The following is a 17,835-nucleotide window of genomic DNA, read 5'->3' on the forward strand; positions in this document are numbered from 1 at the left end:
GCCGTGGGACGGAGGACGTCACGGGCCGGTGACCGTCGGGCCGTATCAGGGTCCTGTGGGGGACGGGCCCCGATGTGACTACGGGAGCGACGCGACACCATAGGCGCATGACCGAGGACGACGAGCACGCGCCGGGCGGCGGTGGCGCCCGCGGCGGTGGCGGTGCGGAGGCCCGCCACGGCGCCGGGGAGCGGGGCGACCGGGACCGTGCCGACCGCGACCGTGCCGGTCGCGGTGGCGGCGACTCCGGCCGGGGCGCGGGCGCGCACACCGGCGAACGCGCAGGCCCGACGCGCCCCGCGCCCCGCCTCGTACGCAGCCGCCGTCCCAAGGTCGTCGCCGGAGTGTGCTCGGGCCTGGGCCGCTGCTTCGGCCTCGACCCCGTCATCTTCCGTGTGCCCCTGGTCGTGCTCTCCGTCGTCGGCGGGCTCGGCCTCGTCTTCTACGGCGCCGCCTGGCTGTTGATCCCCGCCGAAGGCGAGCGCCAGAACGAGGCACGTTGGCTGCTGTCGGGCCGCGTCGAGGGCACGACGCTCTCCGCGATCCTCGTCGCCCTCGTGGGCTGCGGCCTCTTCCTCGCCTCGCTCGGCAGCCGCAGCACTCCCTTCTCCCTGCTGCTGGCGGCAGCGGTCGGCGGTGCCGCGTACTGGTCGCACCACCGTCGTGAGGCCGAGGCCGCCGAGGCGGTCGGCGCTCCGGTCGACCCCACCACCGCGCACGCGGTCGCCGACGCGCCCCCGGAGGCGCAGGCTCCGCCCGTGCCGGGCATGCCGTCGTGGTGGCGTGAGCCGCTGACGAAGGACGGCACAGGCGGGCCCATGGACACCGGCTATCTGTGGGGGCCCGACGACGGCACGGGCCCGGCGGACGTACGTGATCTGCCGGGCGCCCGAGCCCGCGGGTGGGCCGGCGGTCCCGTGCCCGGTTCCGTACGTGGTCCGATACGTGTGGGGCGGCGGCGCGAGCGTTCGTTCGGCGGGCTCGTGGCGATGCTGGCCGCTGCGGCGGCGGTCGCCGGTGCCGCCCCGGGCTGGGACTCCCGGCCGCTCGGCACGAGCCTCACCGTCGGGTTTGCCTGTGCGCTCGCGGTGTGGGGACTCGGGTTCGCCGTCAGCGCGTTCGCGGGACGGGTCGGCTTCGGCAGCCTCGTACTGACGGTCGGCACCGCCGTGATGCTGACGGGCGTCTCCCTGATCCCGAAGAGCATCGGCACGGACTGGCGCGACGCCGCATGGGCACCGGCCTCCGCCGCGGACGTCGCCCCGGTCTACGAACTCGACGGCGGCAACGGCGAACTCGACCTCGGCCACATCCGCTTCCGCGGCGACCGCAAGACCGTACGTACGAAGGCACGGATCGGTGTCGGGACGCTGAAGGTCGTCGTGCCGAGCGACACTCGCGTCGAACTGACCGCGGACCTCACCGGCGGCGAACTGCGCCTGCCCACGCAGACCGACCACGAGGGAGACCACTTCGTGGTGGAGAGCTCCGGCGGCTTCGACCGGCACGAGCGATGGACGCTGCCCGCCGCGGGTCCGGGCGCGGGCCCACGTACGGGCCCCGGGGCAGATACCGGGCCCGGGACCGGGGCGGACGGCTCCGGTCCACGCGGGGACAAGGCTGAGAAGGGAACGCTGGAGCTGTCCGTGGGAATGACGTTCGGACAGGTCGAGATCGTGCGGCTGCTTCCCACCGGCGAACGCACCGACCACTTGCCCGGCGACGTGGTGCCCCACGAGGAGCAGGTGCGCGAGCATCTACGCGGTCATCCACGCGAGTACGTACGCGAACACGTAGGAGACCACGTACGCGAACACGTGCGAGACCACGGGAGTCTTGGGGACCACTGGAATCCGGGAGGCGGCCGATGACCCGGCACCGCTTCGAACCCGCCCGGCTTCTCCTCGGACTGCTGCTCCTGGGCACGGCGGTGACTTACGCGATGAACGCCCTGGGGGAGTGGCACGTACCGCTGTGGGCCCTGCTGGCACTGGTGCCCGCCTCGCTGCTGGCGGCGGCCTTCGTGGCGGTGGCGACCTTCGCCGTGCGTCGCATGCTGCGGCGGCGGCGAACCGCTGCGCGGCGCACACTCGGAGGCATGCCGGTGGACGAACTGCGCGACGGATACGAGCAGTTGCACAAGGACAACGGCGGGGCGAAGGACCAGGAAGGCAGGCGGCGGGAAGGCGGGCAGCCGGAGGGCGGGCAGCCGGAGGGCGGGGACCCGGGCGCCCGGAGTTCCGAGGGGCACGGCGACGGGACCGGCGACACGCAGTGAGCCCGTGTCGGCAGCGAGCCCGTACAGCAGTGCTGCCGGGCACTCGGTGACCCCGTACACGCGGTGAGCCCGTACACGCGGTGACCCGTCCCCGTACACGCCGTGAGGCGGGGTCCGGCCGGGGGCGACGTTTGCCTCCCGGGCCGCGGCCCCGCCTCACTGACAAGATCTGTTAGCTGTTATCTGTCCGCTGTCATCCGTCCGCTGTCATCCGACATCCGTCAACTGACATCTGTCGTCTGCCATCCGTCAATTGCCAACTGGCGCGGTGCCGCAGCCGACCTCGGCGCGCACCGTCACACGCTGCCGACGGCTATCTGTCACCTGTCACCTGTCATCTGTCATCTGTCATCCGACATCTGCCAAAAGCCACCCGCCACCCGCCCGCTGCCCGCCGCCGACCGGCTCACCCACCAGCCGCGACGACTCCGACCTCAGCCGAAGATGTGCCTGCCCTTGCGCCGTCGCCGCTTGGAGTAGGCCATGTCCAGGGAGAGCACCGAAGCGCCCGCGAAGATCAGCGGGACCCAGGCCATCATGTACGGCAGGTCGTTGCCGTAGTAGTAGGGGTCGTTCTGCCAGCTGACCGTGAGCCACAGGCTCAGCGAGATCAGCATGCCGCCGAGAGCGGCCAGCCGCGTCCAGAGACCCACCAACGCGCCCAGGCCCGCGGCGATTTCACCGGCGGCGATGGCGATGCCGAACGCCTTGGGATCGTTCTGCGCCAGTTCGATCATGGCCGGGATCGCCGCGGCGTCGTGCGACGACTCCAGGACGGTGGCGAGCGAGTCGCCGCCCTTGCCGGAGAGGAACTCCTTGTTGAGGACGAGCTTGTCGAGACCCGCGTAGATGAACGTGATGCCGAGGAAGAGGCGGAGGGGGAGCAGCGCGTATTTCGACGCCCTGGCTCTCAGACTGCCGGGGGGACCGCTGACCGGCACGTCGCCGCCGATCGTCCTGGTTTGATCCGCCAGAGACATGACACGTCCCACCTTCCGTAGTTGCCGCCTCTGCCGCATGTACGTTCGGCTCGGCTGGAGTCGGGTCGCTACGGTACGCGGCCATGGCCGCACGTACACCCCGTCTGAACGATCTAAGTCACAGTCCGCGTGGCCAAGACCGCCCAGCCGAGGGCGCATTCGTCACATAGGGGGCGAACCCGCCGGACGCGGGTGCCTACGGGCGTGCCAGCGGGCGTCAGTCGGCGACGTCGATCGGGTAGCGGTTGGTCTCGACGCCGGCCGCGGTGACGACCTGGACGTCGACCCGCCCCGGTTCGACCTCCACCGGGACCGGCACGGTGAGCGTCGCGTCCGTCGGGTTGGAGAAGCCGCCGGACGCCGGGATCAGCGGTACCGGTACATGCACGGCGCCGACGCGGACCACCATCCGGGAGAGCCGGTCCGGGGCGCCCGCCCCCGGGGGTACGAAGCCCGCGCCGCGGATCTCGATGTCGTCGCCCGTACGGATGGGCGCGTGCAGATCGCCGATCTCCCGTGCCCTCACGACCGACAGCACCACGGGACGGCCGCCCTCGGCGTACTTGCCCGTGAGATACGTGGCCGCCGAGATCACCACCAGCAGCGCCAGGCCCCAGGGCAGATCGGGCAGTTGGTCCGGCTGCCGCGCGAGGCGCACGGCGGCGAACACCACGGCTACACCGCTGACGAGCACGTACTGCACGTCGCAGAAGGAGCCGCGCCCGGCGTCGTCGGTGAGCAGGTCGGAGGCGCGCGGCCGGTCGGCCCGTACCTTCTGGAGGCGCTGGTGCTGCACGCGCACCGTGACGGTGCGGCTGACGAAGACCGCGATGGCGCAGCTCAGTGCGAGCACTGTCAACAGCCCGGCGCCCTTTGAGAGTTCGAGCCCCTCGATGAGGTCGCGGCGCTCGTCGCTGCCGGAGCGGCCCGCGAGTTCGAGGGCGAGCACGAGTACGTCGTAGACGGCGAGCACGACCCAGGCGCCCGCGACCGTGCGGGAGGTGGAGAGCCTGTTGTCCTCGCCGATGAGGGGGGCGAGGGCACCGCCGCGTGCACGGTGCAGATGTGCCGCGAGCGAGACGACGCCCGCGGCGGCCACGGCGGCGATCAGCGCCGCGGTGCGCGCGACCGTCCAGCCCACGAAGAGCGCCGTGAGCAACTGGCCGACGAGGAGGGCCCCGACGGCCGCCCAGGTGGCGGTGACGGTGTGCCGCCACAGTGAGGCGAGGCGCATCGCGCCTTCCTCGCGGGCACGTTCGGAGACCGTACGTGCGGCGCGTGTCAACTCGTCGGAGACCCACTGGCGCGAGGCGCCCGACGAGTGGGCGAGGGCGGCGGGAAGCCCCTCGCCCGCGGCGAGTTCGGCGCGGCGCCGGTGGAACTCCTCCAGTGCCTGCCGATGGCCCTCGCGCGCACCGATCGGGCAGTCGCCGCAGGTGCAGCCGCTGGAGTGGGCTCCGGAGCTGCGACCGGAGTCCTCGCCGGAGTGCGAGCGTGAGCGGGAGCCCGGCCGTGCGCTGGAGCGGGTACTCGGGCGGGCGGATGAACGGGCGCCCGGGGCGGCGGACTTCTGCACCGGCACGGTCTCCTCGTTCGTACCGCTCTCGCCGTCGCCCTTGCCGCCGTCGCCGCTCGTGCCGTCCCGCGCAGTGTCCACGGCCACTTGCAACCCGCCTTTCAAACACCGTTCGTGAAAGGCGCATTGTGCCCTACGTGAACGGGGGTCGCGGCGGCAGGTCGGCCTTCGGCCGCCCTTCGTCACCCGGCTGTGTGAGAAGAAAGTGTGGCTGGTGGACGAAGGGTGGCGACCGGGGGGCCTGTGTGATCCGCATGCCTCCCTCGCGGTCGGCCGCACCCTTCGCTTCGCCTCGACTGCCGTACGCAGGCTCGCAGTTGGAGCAGCAGCGATACGTCAGTCGGGACCGATCGGGGGCGGCCGAGCAGGGCGGAGATTGTCCTGAATCGTGGTTCTTACGGGCTGAGCCCGGACGTTAGCGTGCGCGGGACGTCGACAGGGGGGAAGACCATGACGGCCGACGGCATCGTCGAACTGACCCGGCTCAGCCCGGACTTCGTACGCGACCCCTACCCCGTGTACTCGGCCCTGCGTGCCGAGGCGCCCGTACACCACGTTCGGAGTCCGAACGGCGACGAGCTGTGGCTGGTCGTGGGACATGAAGCGTCGCGCAGGGCCTTCACCGATCCGCGGATCAGCCGGGCCTGGCTCAAGCACGGAAGCGAAGAACAGGTCACACAGGCCGACGCTTCGCAGGTCGTGCACCGGCACATGCTGATGACCGATCCGCCCGACCACACCCGGCTGCGGCGGTTGGTGGCGGGGGAGTTCACACCGCGCCGCATCGCCCGGCTCGCGCCGAGGATCCAGCAGATCACCGACGAGCTGCTGGACGCCATGACGGCGGGAGACAAGCGCGAGGCCGACCTCATCGACTGCCTGGCCTTCCCGCTGCCGATGACGGTCATCTGCGAACTGCTCGGCGTGCCCGAGCTGGACCGCACCGTCTTCCGCGGCTGGTCGAACGCGATCGTTGCGCGCACCGATCCCGAGGAGATGAAGCGCGCTTACGACGAGATGCCCGTCTATCTCGACGAACTGATCGAGGCCAAGCGGGCCGATCCGGGCGAGGACATGCTCAGCAAGCTGATCCACACCGTGGACGAGGACGGCGACCGGCTCTCCGCCGACGAACTCGTCGGCATGTCGGTGCTGTTGCTCGTCGCCGGTCATGAGACGACGGTCAACCTGATCGGCAACGGCATGCGCGCCCTCTTCTCCCACCCGGACCAACTCGCCGATCTCCGCGCCGACTTCGGTCTGATGGACGGGGCCGTCGAGGAGATGCTGCGCTACGACGGGCCGGTCGAGACGTGCACCGAGCGGCTCGCCGTCGAGGACGTGGAGATGGACGGGGTGACAATCCCCGCGGGTTCGACCGTCCTCATCGCCATGGCCGACGCCGACCGCGACCCCGAGCGCTTCGACGATCCCGACCGCTTCGACATCCGCCGGGACGCACGCGGCCACATCGCCTTCGGGCACGGGCTGCACTACTGCCTGGGCGCGCCGCTGGCCCGGCTGGAGGGGCGTATCGCGATCCGCTCGCTGCTGGAGCGCTGCCCCGGCATCACGTGCGACGCGGACGAGGCCACGCTGCCGTGGATGCCGGGAATGCTGATCAGGGGGGTCAAGCGGCTGCCGGTCCGCTGGTGACCGACAGTCCCCCGCCGACCGGTCGCCGGGGGCCGCCTCGGGCACGGGCCCCGGGCCCGGCGCGCGTCGCCCCCGTCGCTAGGCTCCGGCCATGGACGTACTCATAAATGTCTTCGTCGGGCTCCACGTCATCGGCATCGCGGCCCTGCTGGGCGGCTTCTTCTTCCAGATGAAGGCGATGCGTACGAACGAGGCCCGGTTCGTCCCCGGCATGCTGCACGGCGCGCTCACCATGCTGCTGACCGGCATGGTCCTCGTCGGCCTCAACCAGGCCGCGAACGACCCGGTGAACAACGTAAAGATCGGCCTCAAGCTCGCGCTGCTCGTGGTGATCCTCGGGCTGGTGTATGTGAAGAGGGACGAGGAGAAAGTGCCCTCGTCCCTCTTCGGCACGGTCGGCGCGCTGACGGTGGCGAACATCTTCGTCGCCGTCCTGTGGACGTGACGACGAAGCCTGCAAGTCGCCTTCGCCTGCGGAGGGTTGAGCCGCCGTGCCCGCCCTGCCCCCGGGCCCGGCACTGCTCGGTCTCCGGAGTCCCGCTGCTGCCCGGCCCCTCGTCGGGCCCTCGACCGGGCTCCGGTCAGGCCCTCACCGGGCCCTGACCAAGCCCTGACAGAGCCCTGAACGGGCCCTGGCCGGGCGGTGATCCGGGCCCGGCCGCAGGGCCGCCGGGCCCGCGGACGGCTCAGCCCGGCCGCACCGCCGAGTGGTACGGCATGTAGCTGACGTCCTCGTACGTCACGTCCGCGCCGGGCTTCGGCGCGTGGATCATCTGCCCGCCGCCCACGTAGATGCCGACGTGGCTGATGTCGTCGTAGAAGAAGACCAGATCGCCCGGCTTCATCTCGGACTTGGCGACCTTCGTGCCGACCTTGACCTGGTCCCAGGTCGTACGGGGCAGCGAGATGCCCGCGGCCTTCCACGCGCCCTGGGTCAGCCCGGAGCAGTCGAAGGAGTTCGGGCCGGTGGCTCCCCACACATACGGCTTGCCGAGCTGGGCCTTGGCGTAGGCGAGCACCTTCTCCACCTGCGAGGACTGCGAACCGCCCGGCTGGGAGCCGTCGCCCTTCTCGGCCTCGCGGCGCGCCTCTTCGGCCCGTTCGGCGGCCTTGCGCGCCGCCTCCTGCTTCCTCTTCTCGATCTTCGCCAGGCGCGCCTTCTCCTCCGCCGTCAGCTTCGACAGCAGCTTGCGTGCCTCGGCGAGCTTGTCCTGCACTTCCTGCTTGTTCTTCTTCAGCGCCTTCTGCGACGCGGCGAGCGAGGCCAGCTCCTCGGTGGCGTGCTCACGCTTGCTCTGCGCCGCCTTCCGCTGCTTCTCGAAGTCGGTGACGGCCTCCTTCTGACGGCCGGTCATCCGGTCGAGCATGTGCGACTGCTGGAAGAACTGCTGCGGGTCCTCGGTCAGCAGGAGGGTCGCCGTCTGGGACATGCCGCCGGTCCGGTACTGGGCCGTGGCGTAGTTGCCGAGCGTGCGGCGCGCGTCGTTGAGCTTCGCGGTCCGCTCGGCGGCCTCGTCGAGGGATCTGTCCGCCTTCTTGCGCTGGGCGTCCGTCTTCTCCTTGGCCTCGTTGTACTTCTGCGTCGAGGTCTCGGCCTGCTGGTAGAGCTTGTCGACCTTCTTCTTGACCTCGGAGATCGACGGCTTGCCGTCGTCCGGTGCGGCCTGGGCGCTCTGGGAGAGCAGGGAGACGGAGGCGAGTGCGGCGGTGGTGACACCGATGACACCGCGCTTCTTAGAGGCGGACTTCAGTATCCGGGTGCGCGGCTTGCGATGGGACGCCAAGACCGGCAACTCCTTCCGTGAACCGCCTACCGGGTTAGCTGACGGGTTCGGGCTCTCGGAAGGCGGCCCTACGGGTCGTGCGCGGTGCTTCCGCGGTGCGACTTCCCGATTCACCCCGGGTGCGTACGCGGTCTCACGTTCTCCGCTGCACGCGGTGGGTCCCCGGCTCCGGCGAAGCGCTCCTGGGAGGCCCGTCGGACGTCCGTCGGATTCGGCGGAGGCGGCCCGTGCCGACGCTTTCGCCGGACATTGGTGCGGACCGCCTGGCACGGCACCGTAGCGAGATGTGGGGCGTCTGTGAAGGCCGATAGGTGATACGTCCGATATCTGTTCGTTATCCCGTGCGGGACGTGGCCGTGCGGTGTCGGAGCGGCAATCTAGACTCGTTCGACGATGAGCAGCCTCTTCGACGACGAGTTCCTGGCAAGCCTCGCGCCCGTGCGCGCGCAGGACGGTTCCGCGTCCGTGGAGGGCCCAACGGGCCCCGGCGGAGCGGGGATCGGGCCCGACGACGGCCCTGCGGCCGGCCCCGCGGGCGCCGGCGGCTCGTCCTCGCATCACAGGGGAGGCACGCCCCGTACGGTCGTCGATCCGGACGCGCTGCTGGAGCAGATGAACGAGGCACAGCGCGCGGCCGTGGTGCACACCGGCTCGCCGCTGCTCATCGTCGCGGGCGCGGGATCGGGCAAGACGCGGGTGCTCACCCACCGCATCGCCTATCTGCTCGCGGCACGCCGCGTTCACCCCGGGCAGATCCTCGCCATCACCTTCACCAACAAGGCCGCGGGCGAGATGAAGGAGCGCGTCGAGGAGCTGATCGGGCCGCGTGCGCAGTCGATGTGGGTGTCGACCTTCCACAGCGCGTGCGTTCGCATCCTGCGCCGCGAGAGCAAGAAGCTCGGCTTCACCTCGTCCTTCTCGATCTACGACGCGGCCGACTCGAAGCGGCTGATGGCCCTGGTCTGCCGGGACCTGGACCTCGATCCGAAGCGCTATCCGCCGAAGGCGTTCAGCGCGAAGATCTCGAACCTGAAGAACGAGCTGATCGACGACGAGGACTTCGCGGGCGCCGCGTCCGGGGCGTATGAGAAGACTCTCGCCGAGGCGTACACGATGTACCAGGCGCGGCTGCGCGAGGCCAACGCGCTGGACTTCGACGACATCATCATGACGACCGTCCATCTGCTCCAGGCGTTCCCCGACGTCGCCGAGCACTACAGGCGGCGCTTCCGGCACGTGCTCGTCGACGAGTACCAGGACACGAACCACGCCCAGTACACGCTGGTTCGGGAGCTGGTGGGCACCGGCGAGGCGGGACCCGAGGGCGGACCCGAGGCCGAGGCCGGACCCGAGGGTGGTCAGGAGCGGCAACGCCCCGCCCCGCAACGTGCCGAACTGTGTGTCGTAGGCGACGCCGACCAGTCCATCTACGCGTTCCGCGGCGCCACCATCCGCAACATCCTCCAGTTCGAGGAGGACTATCCGGACGCCACGACGATCCTCCTCGAACAGAACTACCGCTCCACGCAGACGATCCTCAGCGCCGCCAACGCCGTCATCGAGCGGAACGAGAACCGCCGCCCGAAGAACCTGTGGACCCAGTCCGGCGCGGGCGCACCCGTCACCGGCTATGTGGCCGACACCGAGCACGACGAGGCGCAGTACGTCGCCGACGAGATCGACCGCCTCACCGACGCGGGCGAGGCCAGGGCAGGCGACGTCGCGGTCTTCTACCGCACCAACGCACAGTCGCGTGTCTTCGAGGAGGTCTTCATCCGCGTCGGCCTGCCCTACAAGGTCGTCGGCGGCGTCCGCTTCTACGAACGCCGCGAGGTGCGCGACGTACTGGCCTATCTGCGGGTGCTCGCCAACCCGGAGGACGCGGTGCCGCTGCGGCGCATCCTCAACGTGCCCAAGCGCGGCATCGGCGACCGTGCGGAGGCAATGATCGAGGCACTCGCGCTCCGCGAGAAGATCACTTTCCCGCAGGCGCTGGCCCGTGTGGACGAGGCGTACGGGATGGCCGCCCGCTCGGCCAACGCCGTACGGCGGTTCAACGTGCTGATGGAGGAGCTGCGTACCGTCGTCGAGTCAGGGGCCGGGCCCGCGACGGTGCTGGAGGCCGTGCTCGAACAGACGGGATATCTGGCCGAGTTGCAGTCCTCGACCGACCCGCAGGACGAGACACGCATCGAGAACCTTCAGGAACTGGCCGCCGTCGCCCTGGAGTTCGAGCAGGAGCGCGGCGAGGACGAGCCGGGCACCCTCGCCGACTTCCTGGAGCAGGTCGCACTGGTCGCGGACTCCGACCAGATCCCGGACGAAGAGGCGGGCGAGGAGAGCGGAGTCATCACGCTGATGACGCTGCACACGGCCAAGGGCCTCGAATTCCCCGTGGTCTTCCTCACGGGCATGGAGGACGGCGTCTTCCCGCACATGCGCGCCCTGGGCCAGACGAAGGAGCTGGAGGAGGAGCGGCGGCTCGCGTACGTGGGCATCACGCGTGCGCGCAAGCGGCTCTATCTGACGCGGTCGGTGCTGCGGAGCGTATGGGGGCAGCCCTCGTACAACCCGCCGTCCCGCTTCCTGGAGGAGATCCCCGACCAGTACGTCGACTGGAAACGCACGGGAGCGGCGGCAGGCGGCGGCGCCAGCGGCGGCGGAGGCATCGGCTCGGGCCTGGGTGCGGGGTTCGGCTCCGGGGCGTCCTCGGCGGTAAGAGGGGGCGCCGCGGGGGGCGTTCAGCGGCGCGGCGGGCCGAGCGGCTTCGCTACGCGGCGTACGTCGGACCGTCCCGTCGTCTCGCTGTCCCCCGGCGACAGGGTCACGCACGACAGCTTCGGGCTCGGCACGGTCGTCGCGGTGAAGGGCAGCGGGGACAACGCGGAGGCGACGATCGACTTCGGCGGCGAGAAGCCCAAGCGGCTGCTGCTGCGGTACGCACCGGTGGAGAAGCTGTAGCGGCGGCGGACGCGGAGCGGAGGCGGACGCGGAGCACGCGGCGGGGACAGCGTCAAGAGCCGCTGCGCGCGGCGCAGTCGGGTCCGGGCCGCGGGGGCCGAGCGGCCTGGTCTGACCGTCGGGTGTGTGTCTGCTGCGGGCGACCGGCTTGTGCCGTGCCTACTCGGGGTTGAGGCCCTTGCCGCGCAGCCATGGCAGCGGGTCGATGGCGTCGCCTCCGCCCGGGTGCACCTCGAAGTGGAGATGCGGGCCGGTGGAGTTGCCCGAGGTGCCGGAGTAGGCGATGGTGTCGCCGGCCTTGACCTGACCGGAGCGGATCTTGGTGCTGCTGAGGTGGCAGTACCAGGTCTCGGTGCCGTCGGGTGCGGTCACCACGGCCATGTTGCCGAAGGACACGTCGTACTTGGTGGTGACGGTGCCGTCGGTCGCCGCCATCACGGGCGTGCCTTCGCTCACGGGGAAGTCGATGCCCGTATGGACGGACATCCAGTTGAGGCCCGCCTGCCCGTAGGTGGCGCTGAGGCCGTGCTCCTTGACGGGGAGCGCGAACTTCGGCCGCAGGGCCTCCTTGCGGGCGGCCTCCCTCGCCTTGCGTTTGCGTTCGGCCTCCTGTCGTGCCTGGAGGTCGAGGCGTTCCTGGGTACGGCTGGCCCGGTCGGCGAAGTCGTCGGCGTCGGCGGAGAGTCCGGCGAGCTGTGTGTCGAGCTTCTTGTTGGCCGGTTTCACGGGAACGTCGGCCGAAGCCTGCGTCGTCGTGTCGTCCTGGGGCGCGTTGCCGGCGACGGAGGCCGCTGCGGCCGCGGCCACGCCCATCACGGCGACGGACGGAACGGCCACCGTGAGAAGCGCGGACCGCCTGGGTCTCGCGGAGCGGCGGCGGCCTGGCAGGTGCGCGACCCTGAGGTCCCGCTGGGGGTGTACGTCGGGGGCGTCGGCGCCGCGCGGCACGGGGTTCTCCGCGCCGTAGGCGTCGGGAGTGTCGTTGGCGCCGGGGGCGTCGATGCCGTCGATGCCGGTGTGTGCGTCGACGCCGTCGAGTCCGTCGTAGCTCTCGTACCCGTCGTAGGCGGGGAGAGCGGTCGTGGCGTCCAGGTCGCCGCCATGGGCGAACGTCTCGTCGGCGTACGGCTGTTGCTGCTGCTCGCCCGTGTCCGCGGTGTCGTAACCGTCGTAGCCGTCATACGACTCGTAGCCCTCGTAGGCCGATTCCGCGTAGGCCGCGGTGGTCTCGTCGCCCTGCGCGGGGACGGACTGCGCTGCCGCCTGGTCGTAACCGTAGGCGTCCCAGCCGCCGTTGGGGCCGGGCGTGTCCCACTGGCCGCCCGTCTCCCATTGATTGTCGCTCCACTGCGAGGCGTCCCACTGGCCGCTGTTCCAGCCGAATTCCGCCTGGTCCGCGCCGGGTTGGGCGGAGAAGTCGCCGGCCTGTAGGAAACCGGCCTGCGTCCAGGCGCCGTTCGTGTCGTAGGAGCCCGTGCCGTAAGTGCCGGTGTCGTAGCCGCCGGTGTCGTACGTGCCCGTGTCGTACGTACCTGTGCCGTATGCCCCGGTCTCGTAAGTGCCGGTGTCGTACGTGCCTTGGTCCGAGTAGGCGTCATATGTGCCGGACGTCCAGCCCGCGCCGTCCGTGCCGGGCATCGAACCGAAGAGCGGGTCCTGGTCGTAGGAGAAGTCCTGGCCTGCGAAGGTTCCCGTGGAATAACCGTCGTACGCGGCGGGTTGACCCTGCTGGGCGTAGACGCCGTGCGCCGCCTGCTCGTACTGCCCGGCGCCGGAGGCCGCGTACGAGAAGCCAGGAGAGGTGTCGGCCGGGAACGAGGTTCCCGACGGGTGACTGTCGTTCACCACCAACTTCTCTTTCGCCTCGACAGCAGGGGCGGAGCAGTGCGGTGACTGTACCCGGGGGTACGTGACGACGACAATCTTCAACAGGTTTTACAGCCCGGAGAAACGGGCATTCGGTGGCCTTTCGGGGCTCCAAGAACGCGATTTTGGCCTGGCGTTCGATGAATGTTCGACTAACTTCCGCGCCTGGGCGGGGTCCTGGCCGCTTCCCGTCGCGTGATTCCGGATGTCTCTCGTGCCGCCGGACGGCGGCCCAACTCCGTTGCGGCGCACGCCCGATGCGCGTTCTGGCGGCTTATGTCTGCATCTGTGCCCCTGCTTTACCGGTATCGCGGGAGACGTCCTGTACGGGCTGTCACCAGCGGAGGGCGGATGCGAAGCGGAAGGGCGGGGGCGCGCAGCGGGAGGGCTGCTGCGGCTGGGGCGTTGCGGCTGGGTGTGAAGGGGCGGCCGAGGGGTGCGGACCGGGCGCCGCCGTCGTGTGATTTCCCCCTCCCTTCCCGGTCGGGAGGGCCTCCGTGCGGGATGCTGGGGATAACGTTCGTTCACTCCGGCAGTCATGGTCCTCCGCGCCGACGAGGACCGCCGTAGAAACAGACCCCGGAGAGCCGTCGAGATGGAGGCAGTGATGAGTGTGCCGGGTCCGATCCGCGTGGTGGTCGCCAAGCCTGGGCTCGACGGTCACGACCGAGGGGCGAAGGTCATCGCCCGTGCGCTGCGGGACGCGGGCATGGAGGTCATCTACACCGGGCTGCACCAGACGCCGGAGCAGATCGTGGACACCGCGATCCAGGAGGACGCCGAGGCCATCGGCCTGTCCATCCTCTCCGGCGCGCACAACACGCTCTTCGCCAAGGTGCTGGAGCTGCTGCGCGAACGCGACGCACAGGACATCAAGGTCTTCGGCGGCGGCATCATCCCCGAGGACGACATCCCCCCGCTCAAGGAGAGCGGAGTGGCGGAGATCTTCACTCCCGGCGCGACGACCAACGAGGTCGTCGAGTGGATTCGCGCGAACGTCGGACGGCTCGCGGCCTGACGAACGGCCCCGGGCCCCCGGGCCGCGGCTCACAGGCTCATCGGCTCAGCATTCAGGATTCCGCGGATGTGCGTCGCTGCCGCCGCGCAGTTCGGCGAGCATCGTCTCCCGTAGCCGCAGGGTCGCCACAAGCCGCTGGAAGGACTCCGCCCAGTAGGCTCCCGCACCCGGTGAGCCTCCTTCGGGCTCGTCGGGCACGGCTGCGAGCGGCTCCAGCCGACCCGCGTCGGCCGGCGGGAGACAGCGCTCGGCCAGGCCCAGGACCCCGCTGAAGCTCCAGGGGTAACTGCCCGCGTCCCGTGCGATCTCCAGGGCGTCGACCACGGCCCGGCCCAGCGGTTCCGCCCACGGCGCCGCGCACACGCCCAGCACGCGGAACGCGTCCGACAGCCCGTGTGCCTCGATGAAGCCCGCCGCCCACGCGGCTCGTTCGGCTTCGGGCAGCACTGCGAGAAGCCTGGCCGCGTCCCCCGCGCTCCCTTCCGGCGGAGCCGTGGGGGCGGCCCGATCAGGGCACGCGCCCACTCCGCGTCGCGCTGGCGTACGGCGGCACGGCACCAGGCCGTATGGAGGTCCCGCTTCCACTCGTCCGCGACGGGAAGGCCGACGATCTCCTGAGGGCCGCGCCCGCCGAACTGGTCCGGCCACGCCCACAGCGGTGCCGCCTCCACCAACTGCCCCAGCCACCAGGCACGTTCGCCCTTTCCCGCGGGCGGCTTGGGCACCACCCCGTCGCGCTGCATCTCCGCGTCGCACTCGTGGGGCGCCTCCACCGATATCCGCGGCGCCGTGGCGAGAGGGTCCGGAGTGACGTATGTACGGGCACGGGCCGCCATGCGGGCGGCGAACGCCGACCCCGGAAGGCAGGCGAGCAATTCCGCGGCGGTCGCGCGCACGGTACGGGAACGGTCGCCGAGCGCCCGCTCCAGAAACTCCTCGTCATGAACGCCGATGCTCTCGCGCAGCGAATCGAGGAACATCAGCCGGTCCTCGGCGCGCTCGTTCGCCCATGTGCCGGTCAGCAGGGCCAGCCCGGCGGCAGGGTCCCGGCGGCGCAGCGAGACGAGCAGGGCGACCCGCTCCGCGAACAGGCCCTCCTGCCACAGCCGTTGGGCCTCGCCCGGCGGCCGGTCCGTACCGGCTGGCGGCTCGGGCGCGCCATCGCCCGGCGCGGGCTCGGGACCGTCCCCGGCTCCGTACCGGTCCGCGCGTGCGGCGGCCCGGGCGGTCCGTCGGGTCCGGTCGTCCGTGGGTGGCAGGGCGTGGCGGAGCGCGAACCTCCACTCCGGGTTCAGACCGGCCAGCCACATCCCGCGAGGACCTGCGAACGCCAGCGTCTCGGCGCGCAGATCGGTACGGGCGCGGGCCGCGTCCAGCAGGGCAGGAAGCTGTCCCTCGGGGGCGCGGTATCCGTGCTCGTTGGCGGCGGCAAGCCACTGCGGCAGCAGCTCCGCAAGATCCGGCGCCGTGCCGCGCCGGCCCCCTCCGGGGCCCTGGCCTCCGGGACGGCCCGCGAGCAGCAGCGTCAGCCGGTGCGCCGCCGCGGCGGGCAGCGGCGGGCGCGGGTCCTCGGGGGCGAGGGCGAGGCGCGGCCCCGCCGGTGCGGGCAGCAGCCCCGCCCGGTGGCGGACGGTCTCCACCGCCGCCGCGTCCAGCAGGGCCGCTGTGCTGCCACCCGGTGGCGTGCGCCGCTCGCTCCCCAGCAGCGCAGCCGTCACCAACGCGCCCCATGCAGTGGTGAGTTCGTCTGTGGGGTCCGCCGTGTCGTTGCCGTCCTTGCCGTCCTTGCCGTCCATGGCGCCAAGCACGTCGGGATTGGCCGGTCCATCGGGGGCTTCCGAGACCGCACCGGGTGCCGCCGTCGGCTGTGGCGGTGGTTGCGGCGGCGGCGTGGCCCTCGTCGTCCGGCTCATCGCTCTCCCTCCGTACGGACGGCTCGCCGCCACCCGCCTTGCTGCCGACACTCGGCCCCGTTGCGGGCGAACGCTCGCGCCCGTGTGCTGAGACGGGCTCACAACGGCACCGCCTCTCCCTCGCTCCAGACCGTGTACGGGGCGAAGCCCCTGTGGCCGCATTCACCGAACACCGTCACCGGGCGGCCTCCGGAGACCGCCGTAAGCCTCCACAGCGACGCGGGGGAGACGCCGGGAGCCACGGGGAGCGCGAACTCACCGCCCGCGTCCGCCAGTTGCCGTACCCCTGGGCTTCCGTGCGCCGCGCTCTCGCTGCCGCCACCGGTGCCGTCGCCGTGACCGGCCGCCGTACCGTCCCCGTACTCGCCGAGGACCGGCACCACATCGCTCAGTACCGCGGGCCAGGCGTCCAGCCAGGGGTCGTCGCACAGCGCCTGCCCATACGAGGCGAGCGAGTCGGTGACCGTGCCCCCTTCCGGCACGTGCCCGGCCGCCGAGGGCGTCCCATGACTCTCGCCGAGCACGGCACGCAGCGGACGCGCTCCCGGGTGGTACGCCAGCTCCGCATCGATCGACGAGCCGACAGGCAGGGCCTGTTCGGGCGCGCGGCCCCCTGCCGCATACGACAGCAGCAGCGCCGGACGCCCCGACGCCAGACCCTTCAGCCAGATGCGCCGGGCCGTAAGCCGCCCTTCCTCGGTGTCGCGCTGTGCGAGCACCAGCCACTCGTCCCTGACCTTCTCCGCTCCGCCCGCCAGCAGCTCCGCGGAGTCGACGGTGAGCCCGACCCTCGTCCTCACTGTCGCGGCGAGAGGTTCGGGCAAGCTGTCCAGGGCCAGCACGCCGCGATTCAGCAGATGGAGAAGCGCGCACTCCGACAGCAGCCTGCCGGGCCAGCCTCCGGCAGCGTCACCCGCAGGCGACGACGTACGTCCGGAGACGGGGACCGCGCCCAACTCCCGTATGCGCGCGGCCAGTCCGGGGGCCTGGGCGTCGACCATGCGCGAGGCCGTCTCCTCCCACTGTCCATAGCCGCCCTGCTCCGCACCGGCCAGACCCGCGCGCAGCATGTCCGCCAGCCGTTCCTCAAGCTCCGTGGCCCCCGCCGTGATCCGCCGCATCCGCCGCTGCGCCCGGCGGCGAGCGGCCTCCGGATCCGCTGGGCCGCGCGCCCCGCCACTCCCGGCGCCGGCGTCTGCCTCGTCTGCCGAGTCTCCGCCCGCGCGCCCCGGCCGGCCCCCGGCGGCCCTGCGCGCGGCCCGTTCGCGGCGGCCGGCGAGCCATTCGTTCGCCCACTCCGGCGGACGGCCGCCGGACCGTACGACCTGCGGGCTACCCGTTTCCCGCTCACCGGCCCACAACAGCAGCAGCCCCAGCGCGTGCTTGCACGGGAACTTACGGCTGGGGCAACTGCACTTGTATCCCGGCCCGTGACCCCTCCCGTAGCCCTTGTCCTGCCCGGGATCTCCCACCGGCCCGTCACCAGGCCCGTCACCAGGCCCTTCACCCGGTCCGTCTCCCGGCACGTCGGCCGAGCCGCCGTGCGGGCCGCCGAGATCCACCACCGTGCGATACGGCCTGCTCCCGCTGCCCTCGCACAGCCCCCACACCGCGCCGTCGCCGGAGCCCGCCTCCGACCACGGGCCGGGCGAGGAGAGCTTGCTCCCCGCCCTGCGTGACGCGTCGTCAGGAGCCAGTGCCAGCACCTCTTCCGCCTTCCAGCGGACCCCCGGTCCATCCATGGTCACGACCGTACGAGCCGCCACTGACAATCGCCTGGCGCTGCACCGTCCACGACTGATC

General features: G+C 71.4%; 11 protein-coding genes, 1 pseudogene and 1 riboswitch. Of the genes and pseudogenes, 6 read left to right on the top strand and 6 right to left on the bottom strand.

Going from position 1 to position 17,835, the window contains the following annotated elements; all coding sequences use genetic code 11:
* The first annotated feature begins 107 nt into the window (after nucleotides 1-107).
* Nucleotides 108-1,871: a PspC domain-containing protein gene (locus MMA15_RS17630; RefSeq protein WP_241060928.1), complete on the top strand. Its 1,764-nt coding sequence runs from the start codon at nucleotides 108-110 to the stop codon at nucleotides 1,869-1,871.
* Entirely contained in the window at nucleotides 1,868-2,278 is a 411-nt protein-coding gene (locus tag MMA15_RS17635) for a hypothetical protein (RefSeq protein ID WP_241060930.1), read from the top strand. The genes MMA15_RS17630 and MMA15_RS17635 overlap by 4 nt, the downstream gene beginning before the upstream one ends.
* Nucleotides 2,279-2,712: 434 nt before the next feature.
* Here the strand turns inward: MMA15_RS17635 and MMA15_RS17640 are convergent, their stop codons facing one another.
* Complete coding sequence (locus tag MMA15_RS17640; protein WP_241060931.1) at nucleotides 2,713-3,258, bottom strand: DoxX family protein; 546 nt, start codon at nucleotides 3,256-3,258, stop codon at nucleotides 2,713-2,715.
* A 217-nt stretch (nucleotides 3,259-3,475) separates the two neighbouring features.
* Nucleotides 3,476-4,678, bottom strand: a complete 1,203-nt coding sequence (locus MMA15_RS17645) for a hypothetical protein (RefSeq protein ID WP_241063260.1) — start codon at nucleotides 4,676-4,678, stop codon at nucleotides 3,476-3,478.
* Nucleotides 4,679-5,284: 606 nt separating this feature from the next.
* On the opposite strand from MMA15_RS17645, the gene MMA15_RS17650 reads away from it, so the two are divergent.
* Together MMA15_RS17650 and MMA15_RS17655 are read left to right on the top strand one after the other, a co-directional pair.
* The gene (locus MMA15_RS17650) at nucleotides 5,285-6,490 is read left to right on the top strand and encodes a cytochrome P450 family protein (RefSeq protein ID WP_241060932.1); all 1,206 of its coding nucleotides are present in this window, start codon (nucleotides 5,285-5,287) and stop codon (nucleotides 6,488-6,490) included.
* A 91-nt stretch (nucleotides 6,491-6,581) separates the two neighbouring features.
* Nucleotides 6,582-6,935 (top strand): hypothetical protein, encoded by a 354-nt coding sequence (locus tag MMA15_RS17655; RefSeq protein WP_241060933.1) that lies wholly within the window; start codon nucleotides 6,582-6,584, stop codon nucleotides 6,933-6,935.
* 241 nt (nucleotides 6,936-7,176) lie between these two features.
* Here MMA15_RS17655 and MMA15_RS17660 read toward each other — a convergent pair whose 3' ends face one another.
* Nucleotides 7,177-8,274 carry a C40 family peptidase gene (locus MMA15_RS17660; RefSeq protein WP_241060935.1) on the bottom strand — a complete coding sequence of 366 codons (1,098 nt, stop codon included), beginning with the start codon at nucleotides 8,272-8,274 and terminating at the stop codon, nucleotides 7,177-7,179.
* 7 nt (nucleotides 8,275-8,281) lie between these two features.
* Nucleotides 8,282-8,458, bottom strand: a riboswitch (cyclic di-AMP (ydaO/yuaA leader).
* Nucleotides 8,459-8,667: 209 nt separating this feature from the next.
* Between MMA15_RS17660 and pcrA the strand changes: the two genes are divergently transcribed.
* Nucleotides 8,668-11,235, top strand: coding sequence for a DNA helicase PcrA (gene pcrA / locus MMA15_RS17665; RefSeq protein ID WP_241060937.1), 2,568 nt, complete (start codon nucleotides 8,668-8,670; stop codon nucleotides 11,233-11,235).
* Between the two features lie 159 nt (nucleotides 11,236-11,394).
* On the opposite strand, the gene MMA15_RS28260 is transcribed toward pcrA, so the two are convergent.
* Nucleotides 11,395-13,080, bottom strand: a complete 1,686-nt coding sequence (locus MMA15_RS28260; protein WP_241060939.1) for a M23 family metallopeptidase — start codon at nucleotides 13,078-13,080, stop codon at nucleotides 11,395-11,397.
* 628 nt (nucleotides 13,081-13,708) lie between these two features.
* On the opposite strand from MMA15_RS28260, the gene icmB reads away from it, so the two are divergent.
* Nucleotides 13,709-14,119, top strand: a complete 411-nt coding sequence (icmB, locus tag MMA15_RS17675; RefSeq protein ID WP_169134294.1) for a coenzyme B12-dependent isobutyryl CoA mutase small subunit — start codon at nucleotides 13,709-13,711, stop codon at nucleotides 14,117-14,119.
* A gap of 45 nt (nucleotides 14,120-14,164) precedes the next feature.
* Here the strand turns inward: icmB and MMA15_RS17680 are convergent.
* Nucleotides 14,165-16,194, bottom strand: a pseudogene (locus MMA15_RS17680) (DUF5691 domain-containing protein).
* The gene (locus MMA15_RS17685; RefSeq protein WP_241060941.1) at nucleotides 16,131-17,774 is read right to left on the bottom strand and encodes an SWIM zinc finger family protein; all 1,644 of its coding nucleotides are present in this window, start codon (nucleotides 17,772-17,774) and stop codon (nucleotides 16,131-16,133) included. Before MMA15_RS17685 ends, MMA15_RS17680 begins: the two are co-directional and overlap by 64 nt.
* Between the last annotated feature and the right edge of the window lie 61 nt (nucleotides 17,775-17,835).

It is taken from the genome of Streptomyces marispadix, assembly GCF_022524345.1.
Classification (GTDB): Bacteria; Actinomycetota; Actinomycetes; order Streptomycetales; family Streptomycetaceae; genus Streptomyces; species Streptomyces marispadix.